The sequence below is a fragment of the Caulobacter sp. FV1ye13L genome (assembly GCF_058681155.1).
Window position 1 is genome coordinate 2,987,054 of record NZ_CM178732.1, and the last position, 16,573, is coordinate 3,003,626.

Annotated in this window: 15 protein-coding genes; 10 read left to right on the plus strand and 5 right to left on the minus strand. The window is 61.4% G+C overall.

Features of this window, described 5'->3' with window-relative positions; all coding sequences use genetic code 11:
• Positions 1 to 64: 64 nt before the first annotated feature.
• The gene (locus ACW176_RS14505; RefSeq protein WP_492109632.1) at positions 65 to 421 is read left to right on the plus strand and encodes a hypothetical protein; all 357 of its coding nucleotides are present in this window, start codon (positions 65 to 67) and stop codon (positions 419 to 421) included.
• Between the two features lie 142 nt (positions 422 to 563).
• Here the strand turns inward: ACW176_RS14505 and ACW176_RS14510 are convergent, their stop codons facing one another.
• Positions 564 to 686 carry a hypothetical protein gene (locus ACW176_RS14510; protein WP_492109633.1) on the minus strand — a complete coding sequence of 41 codons (123 nt, stop codon included), beginning with the start codon at positions 684 to 686 and terminating at the stop codon, positions 564 to 566.
• Between the two features lie 139 nt (positions 687 to 825).
• On the opposite strand from ACW176_RS14510, the gene ACW176_RS14515 reads away from it, so the two are divergent.
• The 4 genes from ACW176_RS14515 (at position 826) to ACW176_RS14530 (ending at position 6,259) form a co-directional block, all read left to right on the plus strand.
• A complete protein-coding gene (locus tag ACW176_RS14515) occupies positions 826 to 1,440 on the plus strand; it encodes a type IV toxin-antitoxin system AbiEi family antitoxin domain-containing protein (RefSeq protein WP_492109634.1) in 615 nt (204 codons plus the stop codon).
• 86 nt (positions 1,441 to 1,526) lie between these two features.
• A complete protein-coding gene (locus ACW176_RS14520; protein ID WP_492109635.1) occupies positions 1,527 to 2,378 on the plus strand; it encodes a nucleotidyl transferase AbiEii/AbiGii toxin family protein in 852 nt (283 codons plus the stop codon).
• Between the two features lie 507 nt (positions 2,379 to 2,885).
• Positions 2,886 to 5,246: a TonB-dependent receptor gene (locus ACW176_RS14525; protein WP_492109636.1), complete on the plus strand. Its 2,361-nt coding sequence runs from the start codon at positions 2,886 to 2,888 to the stop codon at positions 5,244 to 5,246.
• Positions 5,247 to 5,488: 242 nt separating this feature from the next.
• Entirely contained in the window at positions 5,489 to 6,259 is a 771-nt protein-coding gene (locus tag ACW176_RS14530) for an SDR family NAD(P)-dependent oxidoreductase (protein WP_492109637.1), read from the plus strand.
• Positions 6,260 to 6,435: 176 nt separating this feature from the next.
• On the opposite strand, the gene ACW176_RS14535 is transcribed toward ACW176_RS14530, so the two are convergent.
• Entirely contained in the window at positions 6,436 to 7,074 is a 639-nt protein-coding gene (locus ACW176_RS14535; protein ID WP_492111938.1) for a TetR/AcrR family transcriptional regulator, read from the minus strand.
• A 222-nt stretch (positions 7,075 to 7,296) separates the two neighbouring features.
• Between ACW176_RS14535 and ACW176_RS14540 the strand changes: the two genes are divergently transcribed.
• From ACW176_RS14540 to ACW176_RS14555, 4 genes are all read left to right on the plus strand, one after another.
• Positions 7,297 to 9,141 carry an outer membrane protein assembly factor BamB family protein gene (locus ACW176_RS14540; RefSeq protein WP_492109638.1) on the plus strand — a complete coding sequence of 615 codons (1,845 nt, stop codon included), beginning with the start codon at positions 7,297 to 7,299 and terminating at the stop codon, positions 9,139 to 9,141.
• Positions 9,138 to 10,184 carry a VOC family protein gene (locus ACW176_RS14545; RefSeq protein WP_492109639.1) on the plus strand — a complete coding sequence of 349 codons (1,047 nt, stop codon included), beginning with the start codon at positions 9,138 to 9,140 and terminating at the stop codon, positions 10,182 to 10,184. The genes ACW176_RS14540 and ACW176_RS14545 overlap by 4 nt, the downstream gene beginning before the upstream one ends.
• 169 nt (positions 10,185 to 10,353) lie before the next feature.
• On the plus strand, positions 10,354 to 11,394 hold the full coding sequence (locus ACW176_RS14550; protein ID WP_492109640.1) for an alpha/beta fold hydrolase: 1,041 nt from the start codon (positions 10,354 to 10,356) through the stop codon (positions 11,392 to 11,394).
• A 138-nt stretch (positions 11,395 to 11,532) separates the two neighbouring features.
• Entirely contained in the window at positions 11,533 to 11,823 is a 291-nt protein-coding gene (locus ACW176_RS14555; protein ID WP_492111939.1) for a hypothetical protein, read from the plus strand.
• 312 nt (positions 11,824 to 12,135) lie between these two features.
• Here ACW176_RS14555 and ACW176_RS14560 read toward each other — a convergent pair whose 3' ends face one another.
• The 3 genes from ACW176_RS14560 to spt all read right to left on the minus strand — a co-directional run bounded on the left by ACW176_RS14560 (position 12,136) and on the right by spt (position 15,760).
• A complete protein-coding gene (locus tag ACW176_RS14560) occupies positions 12,136 to 12,756 on the minus strand; it encodes an IS6 family transposase (RefSeq protein ID WP_492111940.1) in 621 nt (206 codons plus the stop codon).
• Positions 12,757 to 12,862: 106 nt separating this feature from the next.
• Positions 12,863 to 13,636 (minus strand): DUF1889 family protein, encoded by a 774-nt coding sequence (locus ACW176_RS14565; RefSeq protein ID WP_492109641.1) that lies wholly within the window; start codon positions 13,634 to 13,636, stop codon positions 12,863 to 12,865.
• 906 nt (positions 13,637 to 14,542) lie between these two features.
• The gene (gene spt / locus ACW176_RS14570; protein WP_492109642.1) at positions 14,543 to 15,760 is read right to left on the minus strand and encodes a serine palmitoyltransferase; all 1,218 of its coding nucleotides are present in this window, start codon (positions 15,758 to 15,760) and stop codon (positions 14,543 to 14,545) included.
• An 88-nt stretch (positions 15,761 to 15,848) separates the two neighbouring features.
• Between spt and ACW176_RS14575 the strand changes: the two genes are divergently transcribed.
• The gene (locus ACW176_RS14575) at positions 15,849 to 16,514 is read left to right on the plus strand and encodes a TetR/AcrR family transcriptional regulator (RefSeq protein ID WP_492109643.1); all 666 of its coding nucleotides are present in this window, start codon (positions 15,849 to 15,851) and stop codon (positions 16,512 to 16,514) included.
• The last annotated feature ends 59 nt before the right edge of the window (positions 16,515 to 16,573 follow it).

Genomic DNA, 16,573 nt, shown 5'->3' on the forward strand with positions numbered 1-16,573 from the left:
ATTCCGGGCGACTGGCGACTCATGGTCACCATCCGGGTCCTGTGCCCCGCTCGGATGAGAGCCGATGACGCCCGACGCCTTTCATGCCCTGGTCCTGCAATTGGCCGCCGTCCGCGCCAAGCCCGTGCTCGACACCATCCATTTTCAGATTGCCGAGCGCACCTTCGTCACGCTGGGCTGGCCGGCGGTGGGCTGGGCGGTCATCAAGCTCTCAGACGCCGATCAACGGCGCGCGCTGAAGCTCGACCCGGCGTTCCGCGCCGAGACCGGGCCGCGGGGGCGGCGCGGTGTGACCCTCGTTAGCCTCGAAACGGTGAGGGAAGATCACCTTGCAGAGGTTCTCGCCTGCGGTTGGCGTCAGGCTAGCGGAGCGCGAGAAGGCGGCGCGCCAGCCAGGCAGGACATGGCGCGCAGCGCTTAGATCTAAGGCGGGCCAATCGGCGGCCCGGCAAGTCGGGCGGCTATAGCGCGGGCCGCGCGATCCTGACCGTGGGGGCGTGGTCGGACGCAATCGAAACACGCCGATCATCGTCGCGTTCCAAAGCGCCAGGACGCTCGGCGGCCTAGGTGAGCTTACTGATCACCGTGATGGCGACGAAGCCCACCAGGCCCGCGATCACGGCCAAGACAAAGAGCAGGCCCATGGAGGACAGCAGGCGGGGGGCGGGGCGTTGGCGTGGAGGCATCTGGTGACCTTAACCATGGGGTGCGACGAAAGCCATGTCGGCCGCCTGACCTGGGCGCTGTTCGGGTGAGCGTCTTGTCTTTCGATGTTATAAAACCTCATGAGTTGAAAACTAAGATATAGGAATTATAACAATCACCATGGATGGTCCAACGCACCGCGAACGCGCGCTCGAGGTCGCCCGGCAACGGGGCGTCGCGAGAGGACGCGACTTCGACGCGGCGGGCGTACCGCGCATCTATCTGCAAAGGCTGCGGGACGAAGGCGCCCTCCTTCAGGTGGGACGGGGCCTCTATCGTCTGGCCGGCGCCGATACGGCCAGCGCCGGCGCTCTGGCGGAGGCGATGCGCATCCAGCCGCGCGGGGTCATCGGTCTGCTGTCGGCGCTGCAGTTTCACGGCCTGACGACCCAGACGCCGCACGAGGTGTGGATGCTGCTGGCGCCCAGTGCATGGGCTCCGATCAATTCATCGATCAGGATCAAGGTCGTGCGCGCGAGCCGAGAGGCCCTGACAGAGGGCGTGGAGACCCACATCATCGACGGAGTGGAGACGCCCATAACCTCCCCCGCCAAGACGGTGGCCGACTGCTTCAAGCATCGTAACAAGATCGGCTTGGACGTCGCCATCGAGTCCCTGCGAGACTTCATGGGATCGTCAGGTCTGCGCGCCCAGCGCGACGACCTGTGGCGCTATGCCAAGATCGACCGCGTGCAGGCCGTGATGCGGCCCTATATCGAAGCGCTGACGTCGTGAGCCGCGCGCCGGCCAATATGGGCGCGTCGGTGCGCGACAGGCTTACGGCCAGGGCGCGCGCCCTGCGCGAAGACGCTCAGCGCCTGATGATCCGCTACGCGATCGAACGGCTCCTCTATCGCTTAAGCCAATCGCCCCACTGCGGACTCTTCGTTCTCAAGGGCGCGATGTTGTTCAGCCTGTGGTCGCCGACACCCTATCGCGCGACGGGCGACCTGGATCTCCTCGGCTACGGCGACAATGCGCCAGACCAGCTGATCGCTGTCTTCCGCGAAATCATGGCGGTGGCCGTCGAGGACGATGGCGTGGCCTTTCATCCGGAAAGCCTGCGCGCCGCCGCCGCGCGGGAGGCCGACGAATATGCCGGCGTTCGGTTGGACTTCACCGCGACCCTCGCCGGCGCGCGTCTCACCATTCATGTCGATATTGGCTATGGCGACGCAGTAACGCCCGGAGCCGCGAGGATCGACTATCCGGCGCTCCTGGATCTCCCTGCGCCCAATCTTCTGGCCTATCCGCCCGAGACCGTGGTGGCGGAGAAGTACCAGGCCATGGTGTCGCTCGGGATGGTCAACACGCGCCTGAAGGACTTCTTCGACCTTTGGGCCATCGCCGGCACATTCGCTTTCGACGGCGCCGTGCTCGCCCAGGCGATCCAGGCCACATTCGAGCGCCGGCAGACGCGCTTGCCCCAAACCCTTCCCATCGCCCTGACCGCGGACTTCGCGGCAGACAAACAAGTTCAGTGGAGAGCGTTCCTGGCGCGAACACAGATCGCCTTGGCGCCCGAACCCTTCCCCGATGTCCAGGCGCGCATCGAAGCGCTGGTCATGGCGCCCACTGCGGCCCTGAACGAGGGCAGGATTTTCGCCTCGCAATGGGAGCCGGGCGGGCCGTGGTTGGCAGCGCCTGAAATCCAGCCCGGAACTGCGCCCTAGGCCAAAGGTCAGGCGTTGGGGTAGCGCGGCGTGGCGCGCTTTTGCTCAGGCAGCCCGCAAAAGACGCCCGACAACCCAGCGAGCGACCGAGAAAGACCTTGCTCTATCGGACACCTGCGGAGACCAGTCGCAGCCTATGATGCCGCGATCGTTTTGAGGCGACCACCCATTGCGTAACTTGGCTCGATGGGGAGCGCGATAGTTTCTGACTCTTCTCGGGCCTTCGGAAGCTCCGCTTCCAGACGGCGGAGGGGCGGCGGCTAAGCCAATCTGGCGAGGGGGCAACTGACTCATCGCAGACGTTGGCAGAGTCCGCTTTCGGGCACCTGCCTTAACATCCCACGGATCGATCGCTCGGAAGCGCTATGCAGCCCCGCTCTTGACGGTTTGCGCAATTACGCTTGACCAATTGGCGCGACTTTGAAATCCTTATTGTTGGAAACGTCAATAAGGGGCTTGAAGGGAGCGCGCACAGCGCCGACGGGCCCGCGACATTTGGGGAAGAGTATGAGCATCCGACATCACCGGACCGTGATTTTGTCCACAGCCTCCGCCTTGGTCATGGCCAGCGCCTTGGCGGCCGCGTCAGCGGTGGCCGCGCAGGAAGCGCCGGTCATCGAAGAGGTGGTCGTCACGGCCCAAAAGCGCGAACAGGCTCTTCAGGACGTGGCGCTGGCCGTCAGCGCGTTCTCGGAGAAGGCCCTGGATCGGGCGCAGATCGAGGATGCGACCGACATCCAGTATTCGATCCCCAACGCCGTTCTGACCGGTAATGACCGCTTCACCCTGCGCGGCATCGGCACCAACGCTCTGGGCTCGTCCGACCTGGGCGTTCAGTCTTTCGTCAACGGCTCGGCTATCGGGTATTTGCCGCAGAACGAGTTTTTCGACATGAGCCGTATCGAGGTTCTGCGCGGACCTCAAGGCACACTCTATGGACGCAACACGACCGGTGGCGCGATCAATCTGATCACGCGCAAGCCAGGCAAGGAGTTCTCCGCCGAGACCAGCCTTCAACTTGGCAACTTCTCGAACGTCCGTATCGGCGGCGCGGTCGATATCCCCGTGGGCGACAAGGTGGGCGTTCGCCTGGCCGGCTACAGCCTGACGCGGGACGGTTACACCGAGAACATCACCACCGGAAATAATGTCGATGGGCGCGATCAGTGGGCGCTGAGAGGCACCGTCACGTTCGAGATGAGCAGCGCGACCAACGCCACCCTCGTCTTTAGCCGGTATGAAGAAGACAGTTCCCGTGCGCGTGAGGGCAAGCGGCTTTGCAAGGCCCACCCTGTCCTGGGCTGTGATCCGCGAGATCTGGGCTTTGACTCTCCGAATGCCAACACCACCATCCTGCAGACACTGGCCCGGTCGTTCACGCCCTTCCCAGCGGGCGGGAATATCTACGCCGGCGCGCCCAACCCCACCGACCTTCGCAAGATCGCTGCGGACACGGACCCGACGTTCACGCTCGATGAGACAGCCATCACGCTCGATTTCGAACACGATTTTGGCCCCATCCAGTTTTCGGCTCTCGCCGCCTATTCTGAGGGCGGCACCGAACAAAACACCGACTGGGACAACGCCGCGCTGCCCTTCCGGTTTACGCGTCCGATCACCTATTCAAAGGACAGGAACACCGTTGTCACGACCGACCAGTTGCTGACTACCGACAGCTACTCGACCAAGAGCAACACCAAAAGCGGCGAGTTGCGGCTGGCCTCTGACTTCGAGGGGCGCTTCAACTTCCTCTTGGGCGTCTTTGGGCTTGAGGGCCAAAGCTCAGGCGGTTTTGAAACCTGGCATCCGGCCATTGAGGCTTTCCAAAAAGCGCTGGGGCGGCCTCAAGACACCTGGCACGTGAGCGCCCTGTCTCGCAATGGCAAGAGCAAGACCTGGGCAGTATTCGGCGAGAGCTACTTTGATCTTGCCGACGATATCCGCCTAACGCTGGGCGCCCGTTACACCGATGAAAGCAGATCAGGCGAGTCGCGTTCGCTTGTGCTTTCGCCGCTGCTACCCTGGACGTTTTCGCAGTACAAGGGAAACCGCGCCACCTATAAGGCGGCTATTGATTGGAAGCCTGAACTTGCTTTCACCGATAAGACATTGGTCTACGGCTCGGTCTCGTCGGGCTACAAGGGCGGGGGGCTAAACAACAGCAACTCCTCGCCGACCTACGGCCCTGAAACCGTCACCGCCTACGAGGTCGGCGCCAAGAACACCTTGGCCAAGGGCGCGGTCCAAGCCAACATCACCGGCTTCTATTACGACTATACGGGCCTGCAGCTTGGCCAACGGATCAATGGCGGCGTTGTGACCAAAAACGCCGACGCCGAGATCTATGGGCTTGAAGGAGAGTTTGCCTACGCGTTGGGGAGCCATTGGCTCTTTGACTCCAACCTGTCCTACCTTCACACCGAGATTGGCAACTTCCTCAGTGAAGACGCGGCTAACCCCGCCCAGAGCCTGACGGCCACGACGCCGCCGGTAAAGGTCAATCTGCGCGGCAACCGGTTGCCGCACTCGCCGGGTGCCAAGGTCAAGGTCGGCGCGCAATATCAAACGGCGGCTTTCGCCGAAGATTGGACCGCGACTTTCCGCGTCGACGCCACCTGGCAAGACTCATACTTTGCGCGTGAATACAACGCGCCGACCGATCGCATCGCGGCCTGGAACGTGGTCGACCTACAGTTTCGGTTCGAAAACGAGCCTCGGCAGATGGGGGTGCGGTTCTTCGTCAAGAACATCACCAACGAAGACAACATCACCAACATCATCATCGAAGATGCGTTGGTTGGGCGCTATCGCAATGTCCGGATGCTGGAACCACGCACCTACGGGCTCATTGTCCAGAAGAAGTTCTAGGTCATGGCGGACAGATGACCCGCTAGAGCGCCGGACCAGCTTGCGTCCGGCGCTGACGGTCTTTGGCAGGTCCTTCCAGTGCAACGCTGCGCCAAGGACTTAACTTAGCTTGAGACTCTGACCTGATCCTCCTCGACTGAGTGGCGAGGCCAAACGCCTCGCCACAATTTTCCAGTCGAACGCAGAGATCAAGGTTAGAAATTCAAATTAGCTTGCACTATATCGACTATGGAAAAATGGTAATGGCCACCAAGATTTTCGACCTTACAGGACATGTCGCGCTCGTTACCGGCGGAAATTCTGGGCTTGGTCTTTCAATGGCCAAGGGATTGGCCAAGGCCGGCGCTAATGTCGCCATCTGGGGGCGAAATGCGCAGAAGAACGCGGCGGCCTGTGAGCAACTGCAAGAAATCGGATGTGTGGCCAAGGCATTTGAGTGCGATGTTCGCGACCTTGAAGGATGCCAAGCGGCGTTTTCGCGCACGCTCGAGCAATTTGAGCGCGTAGACAGTTGCTTTGCCAATGCCGGCGGATCGGGCGTTCGAGGCGCGTTTCACACCTTGAGCCACGCCGACTGGCAGGCGACGATCGCGCTCAACCTGATGAGCGTGATCAACACGTTTCAGCTGGCTATCCAGCACTGGCTGCAACAGGAGGCGCGGGGCAAGCTTATCGTGACCTCGTCGATTGCAAGTCAGTTAGGTTTGCCCATGAGCGCCGGCTATTCGATGACCAAAGCCTCAGTGGAAGGTCTCGTGCGAAGCTTGGCGATCGAGTATGCCGCTCGGGGCATCCAGGCCAATGCGATCCTTCCTGGGTTCATCGAAACCGAAATGTCGCTCAACACGCCTCAGCGTTTCCAGGATGGAGCCAAAAGGCGCGCCGCCTCGGGAAAGATCGGCAAACTTGAGGATATGGAAGGCGTCGCCGTCTACTTGGCTTCGCAAGAAAGCAACTTCATGACCGGCCAAAGCCTGATCCTTGACGGCGGACACATGATCTATCCGCTGTAGAGTCGGTACGGCCTGCGCTATTTGATCTGCGGCGCTGACCCTTGCAGCACATCATCGCTCATCGCTCGGCTCCGTGATCGCGGCCAACCCGCCAAACCGCTAAGGCTAATGCTTCAAGTCCCCAGCCCTGAGGTGCTGCAACGCCGCCCCGCAGGGCGGCCGGCCTTGGCCGGCCGCTAGAGCTTAGCCATTTTCGGCAGGCGTTTTCGCGCGTTGTAGTCACTTCTCAGCTGATTGAATGAGCCGATGAACATGTTGACGGTTATGTCTTCCAAGGTCTGGATGTCGATTGACGTTCTGTGGAAATACGACCCCGCCGTGGCCGCCAGTCCAAATGAAATATCGGTTGCAGCGCGCGCGATGTCGGCGGGCAGATCAAAGTGCTCCATGGCGATCTGAGATAGGTAATCGACCGCCGCCGATCGTCCGTATTCTGTGGGATCATGGGCGTCGCACACGCTAGGTTCGCTTTGAAGGCGCTCGATAATCAAGCCCCGTTCTTTTATGAACACCAGATATTCGTGGGTAATGAAGCGGGTCAGTTCTTCGAACGTGGTCGCGCGTCTAGCCGCGCCCGCCTGCAGCCGGCGCATCGCCCGCATTTCCCGACCGTAGAGGTCTCGCAACAGTTCGGTCAGGTTGGGGAAATAGGCGTAGACAAGCGACTTGCTGATGCCTGCTGCCTTGCCGATCCGCTCGACGGTCAATTGCTTGACCCCCTCGCGCGCAACAAGTTCAGCCGCCTGGTCCAGGATCAGTTCGCGTCGCTTTTCAGGCGTAAGCCGCCGCCGTATTTTCGGGACATCATCAACCATGATCGTCAATTAGGCTCACTTCCTTGAAGGGCGATCTAGGCGCTCTCGTTGTTCAAACGCAACCGGTTGTTGCCGCCCCTCGGTGAGCCAAAACTCTCGGCCCCTATCAGTGTCGAAAAAAATGGCGGCCGCCTAGCGAGGCAGCTTGCTAGTATTGTACAATACGTCAATAAAGGTGTTTAGTCTGGCCGCGTGGTCGCAGGCCTGCAAATCGAGAGTGCGATGGCTCATCTGCCGCCTAAAGGAATTTTCAGCGCGCTGGCCTTGACCGCGCTTGCCAGCGGCTGCGCGCCCGAGAACCAAACCGCGCAACAACAGGAGCGCGCCGAAGCCCTATTCTCCGTCAACTGCGCGGCCTGCCACGGCAATCCGGCGACCGGAGCGCCGACGCGAGCGGCCCTGAAAACCCGCACGCCGCAGGCGATAGAGGCGGCGCTCACGACAGGGCTGATGCGTGAGCAGGGACGCGGATTGAGCGCTGATGATCGTCGCCTGCTTGCGAACTACCTGGGCGCTGGCGCCGCCACGTCGATCGGCGCCAGCTGCAAGGGCCGACTGGATTTGACCGACCCTGCGGGCTGGAACCGCTGGGGGGGAAATATTGAGAATACGCGCTACCAGCCTGGCGAAAAGGGCGGGATTACCCCGCAAAACATAGCAAATCTTGAATTGAAGTGGGCGTTTGGCTTTCCGGCCGCCTCGCGCGCGCGCTCCCAGCCGGCCGTGACACCTCAGGCTATCTTCACCGGCAGCCAGGATGGACAGGTCTACGCCCTCGACACCAAGACCGGCTGCGTCTGGTGGAGCTTCATGGCCGATAGCGAGGTTCGCAGCGCCCCGACGTTGAGCGTTGACCTCGCGGGGAAGATCGACAGGATTTATTTTGGCGACTTCAAAGCCAATGTCTACGCTCTCGATGCATCGAGCGGCAGGCTGCTTTGGAAGCGGTCGGTGCAGGACCACCCGGCGGGCACGATCACCGGGTCGCCCACGTTGCATAGCGGTCGCTTGTTTGTGCCGATGTCGTCGACCGAGGTGGTGAGCGCGATGGACGGCGCCTATCGGTGCTGTAGTTTCCAAGGGGGTATCGCTGCGCTTGACGCAGGAACGGGCAAGCCGATTTGGCGACTGAAGACCACCGATACGCCCCGGGTTCTGGGCAAGAACGCTTTGGGGGTTGAGCGACTTGGGCCGTCTGGAGCGCCGGTCTGGTCGCCTCCGACAATCGACGCCAAGCGCGGCCTGCTCTATTTCGGAACCGGAGAAAACTACTCCTCGCCGGCCAACGGCATGAGCGACGCGATCATTGCCGCCGACCTTAAGACCGGACGGGTGCGTTGGGTGCGGCAGGTGACGCGCAACGATGCCTGGAACGCGTCGTGTGGGCGCAAGGGCAAAGACGCCAACTGCCCGTCTGAAGACGGCCCGGACTTTGACTTTGGCGCTCCGCCTATCCTGGCGACACTGCCGGGTGGAAAGGAGATCCTTCTGGCTGGCCAGAAGTCTGGGATGATCTATGCGCTCGACCCGCAAAAGGCCGGCAAGATCGTTTGGAGCCGTCGGGTCGGAATGGGCGGCTTTAATGGCGGGGTCCATTGGGGTATGGCGACGGACGGGCGGACCCTCTATGTCGGCGTGGCCGATACGCCAGGCAACAAGGGCGCTGTCGGCGCACCAAGGCCCGGGGTGCATGCGCTTGACGCTGCGACCGGTCGACCCGTCTGGAGCCATCTTGAGGATCCGATCTGCGCCGAGCGAAGCTTTCGGTGTGAGACTGCGATTTCCGCCCCGGTCACGCTGACCGATGGGCTCGTGGTGGGCGGTGCTCACAATGGATTGCTGCGGGCATATTCGACCCGGGATGGAAAGCTCCTGGCAAGCATAGACACCAAACCGTCTGTCTCGACCGTCAATGGCGTGAAGGCTCAGGGCGGATCAATCGACTCCGCTGGTCCAGTCATCGCTGGACAGCGCCTCATCGTGAACTCGGGCTACGACAAGTTTGGTGAGATCCCCGGCAATGTTCTGCTCGTCTACGGGCCGAAAGAGGGCAACAGCGCAAAATGACGAAGGTGGCTTGTTCCCGTGGCCTCGCCGTTCTCGCGGCGGGCTTCATGATGGCCGATGCAGCGGTGGCCGGTCCAATATCGCCTGATCCCATGCAAGGCCTCCCGGTGAAGGGTGTCCGCAACGTTGCGATCACGGTTTCGGACATTGATGCGACGGTGGCGTTCTACGCCAAGGCGGCGCCCTACCGCGTCGTGAAGCGCTATTTCGTCGAGGGTGCGCTGTTTGCGCCCCAGCTGCTTTCAAGGCCACACAAACGGGTTGAGATCGCCTTGATCGCCACGCCCACGACCTTCATTCAGCTGATGGATTTTGAACCTGGAAAGGCCCAGCCGCCATCGCCGCGGCCCGTGATCGGCCCAGGCTATACGCACATTTGCTTTCAGTCGGCGGCCGCCAATTCGGCCTACGACCGCTTCAAATCCAGCGGGCTGGCCATGATCTCGCGTGGCGATGGACCCGTGGATATCGGCGGTTATGGCATCCGCTACGCCTACGGTCGTGATCCTGACGGCATCATGATCGAAAACGAAGTCTACGATCACCCCAAGCGTCAGGAGGCGGCCTGGGTCAGCCATATCGCCAATGTCGTTCATGACCGTGATGCGATGCTGAGCTTTTACGCCAGGGTGTTTGGCGTTGGGCCGCACAGCACACGCGAGCAAGAAGACCGCAAGCCGCTCGATGACATCGCCGACATAGACAATCTGTCCATTCGGGGCGGCTGGTTCTCGCTGGGAAATTTCGAGATCGAAGTTTGGGAGTATGTTCGTCCCCGCACGCCGGCGCCTGGGGCGGACAGGACGCTCGATGAGGTCGGCTACAATGCCTTCTCGCTCGAAGTGGCGGACCTGTCCTCGGAGGTCGAGCGGCTCGGCCGCCTTGGGGTTCGATTAGCCGGAAAACCGATCCGCCACGGCGGCTGGCTGATCCAGTATGCCTACGACCCCGAGGGCAATCTCTTCACCGTGCAGCAAAACTTCAAAGGGGGGCGAGGGGAGTCGATCGACAACAAGGTCTGGATCGCAAGACCCAAGAGCTAGCAGGCCTGCGGGTGCGGCGACTTGGTCATCTCTCAGGCGGGACCCATTAGCATAAGTATTTTGCCTTGGTCGGCGCGGCTTTGGGCCCACCAGGCTGCACCGCGAGTGGAGCGCCTTTGCGCCTCTCAGGTCGTGGACGCGCCTTTCAGGACGTAACGGACAAGAGCCAATGAGAAACGTAATCAACTTGGTGACCGGACTTGTAGCCGCTCTGGCTGGCTTCGGGTCGGCCTTCGCTGCACCAGCCGATCCGGCGGTTGAATGGGCTAACCTGCATGCCAAAGGGAGCCTTCACTACACCGAAGGTGTCGCCGGCCTGCCGGGACGTCGACTGCACTACGTCGAAGCGGGCCAGGGACCGCTGATCATCCTATACCACGGGTTTCCGTCGTTCTGGCTCTCTTGGTTCGACCAGATGGAGATGCTCAAAGATCGCTATCGCGTCGTGGCGGTCGACGCCCAGGGCGTAGGGTTGTCGGACAGCCCAAAGGATGTGGATTCCTACACCGTCGAAAATCTGGCCGAGGGACTGGACGGGTTTGCCACCAGCCTAAACGGCGATCGGCCGTTTATCCTGATCGGCCACGACTGGGGCGCCGCGCTCGCCTTCGCTTACGCCCAGGCCTATCCGCATCGCCTCGCCGCTGTCATCGGCCTGAGCGCTCCGCCGGCCAATCTCTTCCTGGACCTGGTGATGGAGAATGCGGATCAACAGGCCCGATCCCAATACATGCAGTTCCTCAGAACCGTGAGTTACGATGACATCCGCAGCCTGAATCTGGCTGATCGGATCGGTCGCCAGTCCTACAAGGAACTCGTCGATCAGGGTGATATCGCCCCGGATCGGGCCCAACAGTTTTATCAAGCCCTGTCGGATGTCGATACGCTGGATGGCGGCATCAACTGGTATCGCGCCAATATTCCAAGTTTTAAGGCGATCACAGCAACGCAAAGGTGGCCGGAAGGTCCGCCAAAACTCGCCGTTCCAGCCCTGCTTATCTGGGGTGAAAACGATCGGACATTCATCCCGGAATTCATCACGACTTTCCAAGAGGCTAACCCGTCACTACGGGTCGCGAGACTTCCAGGCGTCGGTCATTGGGCATCAATGCAAAGCCCCGCCTTGGCCAACGACGCGATTTCCCTTTTCCTAGACGATGTGGGCTCCAACTCGTCGCTGGCCACAAAGTCCCGCGGTCAGACGCGATGAACAACGCAAGACTCGCCATTCTCTTCAGCCCTTATCCTCCGATGACCAGAACATCGCTGAGCAGTCCCGGAACAAGCCGACACGTCGACGACGCGCTACCACGGCGGCACGGGCCTTGGTCTTGCGATCTGCCAATCGCTGGTCTCGCTGATGGAGGGGCGAATTGCGGCCCGGTCCGCGCCTGACCGTGGTGCCGTCTTTGCGATCACCATTCCGATGTCGCGGCCCAATAGCGAAGGTGAAGAAGACCAGAATCCATCCAAAATCGCCCGTCACGAGCCGCGTTCGTTGCGGATCCTGCTGGCGGAAGATCACCCCACCAACCAGAAAGTCGTGGCGATGATCCTAGAGCTTGCCGTGACCTTTGGCGACGGCTGCAAGCTGAGTTTGGCCATGAGGGGCCTCAGGATCGAGCCCGCCGGAAGGTAGGGTCTATCAGGGCCCACTTTAGGTCGGGCAACGCCGCTTGAGCTTCCGGCCGTAGGTCTGGAATCCGGAGATGAGCTAAGGGCCGCTAATGGCGCGTCGCCGACGCGTTCATGCCGTCCGCAGATGGTCCTAGGGGTTCTAGATCGACTCCGAACGGCCACGCGAATGAAGTCTACTCATCTCATTCGGCGTTGACTACCGAGCTCCCGGATGGGTGTGTGAGGGGCACACGGAACGAATAGCCTTCACAAGGCTGTCCGCCTAACCCCAACTTGTCTCCACTAGACGCAGGTCGGGCAGGACGGCGCGGCCTCAGGCCATAAGAGACCTCCACTCAGCCAGTGCGGCGGAGCGTTGGGCCTTGTAGGTCTCGCGGCTGGTACGGTGACGCTCCTGGTTGAAGTGGTTGTGGAAGGCGGCGTGTACGGAGCTGAATTTCTGGAGGCTCTTCATCTGTCGGAACCGCAGCATGGCCCGTTCTCGTCGTCGGAACGGCAGGTGTGCGTTCTCACAACGGTTGTTGGCCCAGCGGCCAATCTCCTGCTTCTCGGCGTTGCCGAGCTCCTTCATCGCCGCCCTATATGAGCGCAGGCCGTCGGTGGTGACCACCTTGGCACGTCCGTGCCGCTTCATCAGTTTCTTCATGAATTTCAACGCCGCAGGCTTGTCGCGGGTCTTGCTGGCGAAGGACTCTAGCACGTCACCCTCGTGGTCGACGGCCCGCCAGAGGTCGTGCATCTGGCCGTTGACCTTCACGTAGACCTCATCGAGATGCCACTTCCAGTGTCTGAAGGCCTTCATCCGCCAGACCCGCTTTCGCCGGATCACGGCGGCGAACATCGGGCCAAACCTGTTCCACCAGAACCGCACCGTCTCGTGGCAAATATCGATGCCCCGTTCGGCCGGGAGGTCTTCAACGTTACGAAGCGACAGCGGCTACTTGACGTACATCATCACCACCAGGCGGATCACCTCGGGCGAGCTGTTGAAGTAGCGGAATGGGTTGCTAATCCCGGCAGGCTAGCGGCCGCTCACTATGTCAGCCATTTGCTCTGACAGCGCCATCGCCTGTGAACCATCGGTCGTAGCGCACATGCGGATTGTGAAACTTCGACAATCTGTGGTTGGCTTTCAGGTACCAGATCCTGCGCGACAAGGCCTCAAGCTTGACCGCGTGGTAGGGCTTCCAGCCATTGCGGATGGCCCAGGAGCGGATCTTCGGAGTCGGATTTGCGTGACCCTTGGCGCGAAGGATCCGCAGGAATTCGTCGGCCATCTCTTTGTCGCGCGGGTGGATCAGGCCCGTCGACAGATTAATGACTTCTGTGAGCTCTTCGAGGGCGCGAACGACCACGGGGTCGTCGATTAGGGTCACGGGTGCCGGGCGAACCTGTCCGTGAATGCTGACATTCCAGCGTTCAGCCCAGCCGTCGGCCCGTCCCGGATAGTCCGGCACGGCCACGACCCCGGCAACGTTCTGCGCGCCGTCGACAAGATCCAGGATCTCGCTCTCAGCGTAGTAAACGATGATCACAGCGGGACAACGCAGCCGTCGCAAGGTCCGTCTAGTTTCGGCTTGCAGGTTGATCCCTGCCGAGACGCTCACTGGACCCTTGGCAAGGGCGCGAACCGTGTGATCACCCAAGTTGTCCGCCAAGCTGGTGTGCTCCAGTACGCTTTTATTGTGGGTCAGCAGGATGATGTCGCGTGAGCCGGTCTTCGCGCACATCACTTTGGCGTATTCGATGGCGGTCTGAATCGTTCCGGCAGCATGGCTGTCGAGCGGCACCAAGACGCGGATGATTTCGGCCATGCCGTGCTTCCTTTTGTTGTCGGGAAAGATGAGGTCTGTTGAACCTGCGCATTAGATCCTCAGGCCGACGGCCCAAGAAACATCGGCCGACGCACACTTCTGGCGAAACTCGCTCGGCATGGCCGACACCGCTTGTGACTTGCGGGCCGCAGGCGTGGCTGCCCCGACGATGCCCTCGCCCCACCGAGCAGCCGGTACGACGGTTCTGCTGTCCTGGCTGCGGGACCTCAGTCTGGAGCGTGGACCACCAGGTTGCGGAAATAGCCAATTGGGCCGTCGGTTAGCCGCCCGTAGCGCTAGCTTTCAGCGCGAGACTTTCGGTCGCGAAGGATTCGGCGACAGCAGAAATCCCGATTGGCTCGCATTCGATCGCAGTCGTGAGCGCGGCGGCTGGGGCACCTGCCACAGCTGACCCGATGACGACGGTGATCAGACAGTAGCTCAGCATGGGCGGCTTTCGAAACGTAGGTGCACGATGAGTGCTATGGCTGATCATGGCCGCGTCTCTGATGGGTAGGCCAGATTGGCCAAGCGATGGGGGTGAGGAGGGCGATTGAATAGCCCTAGAGCTCTATAGGCTGCTGGCTCTGAAACAATCCGCAGGGGTGACCCGGTACATCACTCCCGACCTTTCAGAGAAACACCAGGGGCTATTGGGGCTCCATGAGATCGGTGCAGTGCGGCCAGCAGGCTCGTATTGCCGCAGCGCGCGCCCACTCTGTCCGTAACCTCTATGATCGACCGCTACAGCCGTCATACCGCGCTGGGCTATCGGCCGGTCTCACGAGCCCCCCAACGGGAGCTACAGGCGAACCATTGACCACCTGACCTGACGGCGGTCGACGCTAAAGGTCATACTCAGAGCGCCGGGGTGAAAGGAGCATAGGGCGGACGTGCGGCCTCACCTCAGGCTTTGACGACGCTTCGTGGCTTTTGCAAAACCCCCAAAGCTTGGCCAAAGCCGATCATCAGATCAGCCAGCCCGTCGATTTGTTCCTCGGAGTGCGCCGCAGAGACCGCGCAGCGTAGTAGGCTCTCACCAGAGGGTGTGGCTGGCGGAAGGCCGACATTGACATAGTAGCCGCCATCCAGCAGTGCCCGCCACATGGCCAAGGTCGCTTCGTCATTTGGCATAGATACCGCGACTATCGGGCTAGGTGTTGAGCCCAACTGGAAGCCCGCGCCGGCCAGGGCATTGTAGAGCCGGTGGACGTTTTCCCAAAGCTTGGCGCGGAGATGCGGGCGTTCGTGCACGATCTTTAGCGCAGCGCGAGCTGACGCAACGGTGGCGGGCGGCAACGATGCTGTGAACATGTAGGCGCGGCAGGCCACGCGCAGGATGTCGAACTGCTCGTGGTTCGACACGCAGTAACCGCCGACCGCGCCGAGGCTCTTGGAAAAGGTGCCGACCACGAAGTCGACCTGATCGAGCAGGCCCTCCTGCTCGGCCAGGCCGCAGCCGCGCGCGCCTAGCACACCCATTGAGTGCGCTTCGTCCACCAGGATGTATGCACCGTGCCGCTTAACGACCTCGACGATGGCCTTCAGCGGGGCCATGTCGCCCAGCATTGAATAGATGCCTTCGACGACGACGAGCTTATTGCCGGGCTCGCCCGCTAGGCGGCGCAGGCGTGCATCGAGGCTGGTGGCGTCGTTGTGCTTGAAGCGGATCGCGTTGGCCTGGGTTTGCTTGCACGCGTCATAGATGGAGGCGTGGCAGTCGGCGTCCAGCAGAAGGAAGTCACCGGCCCCGACCAAGGTCGAGATGATCCCCAAATTGGCCTGGTAGCCGGTTGAGAACACCATGGCGTGGCGCATGTCATGGAACTCGGCCAACTCTCGCTCTAGCGCTACATGGTCCGAGAACGAGCCGTTGGCGACCCGCGAGCCGCAGGTGCCGGTTCCCTGGCGTCTCACCGCCGCGATCGCGGCCTCGATGCAGGCCTCGTCGAAAGCCAAGCCTAGATAGTTGTGGGTGCCGACCGTAGTGGTCCGCTTGCCGTTGATGATGGCTTCACTGGCCGACAGCAATTGATCCATGACCACGCCGGTGGGCATTTGGCCGGCCGATCTCGCGGCGTCGTAGCGGGCGCGCAAGGCGGCGTGGGAATCAAAAAGGCCCAAGGAGATGCTTTCGGCGCGCGGCACTGGAAGGTGACCGCAAGGTTTCGTTTGTGGAAATTTAGAACACAATCTAAAAATATATACGACAATGAATTTAGATCCCAATCCAAATTTAATGCTGGCCCTGCGCGCGCGCGGCAAGGCGCTGCGCTGCGCGGCGATTATCGCCGCAGCGTCGTCGCTCTGGCGCGCGCACGGAATCGACAAGGTGTCGCTGGGCCAGATTGCCGGCGTCGCGCATGTGGCCCCGCAAACCATCTACAACTTGATCGGGGGGCTCGACGCGATCGCCCTTGCCGTGATGAACGCGGCGCTGGATCGCATTGAGGCGGTTCTGGCTAAGACCGACGCGACAGGTATCGAGCTTGCGCTCGAAGCCTCCATTTTCTCGGCGCGAATGTATGTCGATGATACCTGTCTCTACCGCCAAGTTCTGGTGAGGATCCCGCGTGTGCTCTTTGAAGGTACACATCTGGGTCGCGACCCGGCTAAGCTCGTCATAGATGCGATGGCGCAAGCCCAGTCAGCCGGCTTGATTTGCGCAGCTGTGGATCCAGATCGGTTGGGGCGAACGATCTATTCCAACTATCTGGGCGCGCTCTACGACTGGGCGGCCGGCGACGCGAGCGATGACGTTTTTCTTGAAACGAGCGAAGTCGCAGTCCTTGCACCGGTGGTCGCCTGCGCGACCGACGCGGCTAGACCCGAACTGGCGGCGCGCCTGTTCGCACATCTCTGCATTCGCGTGACCTAAGGTCGCGAACGCAGAAGCGCGATGATCCTGCTCACCGTCGAACGGCTAGTTTTCGCAAG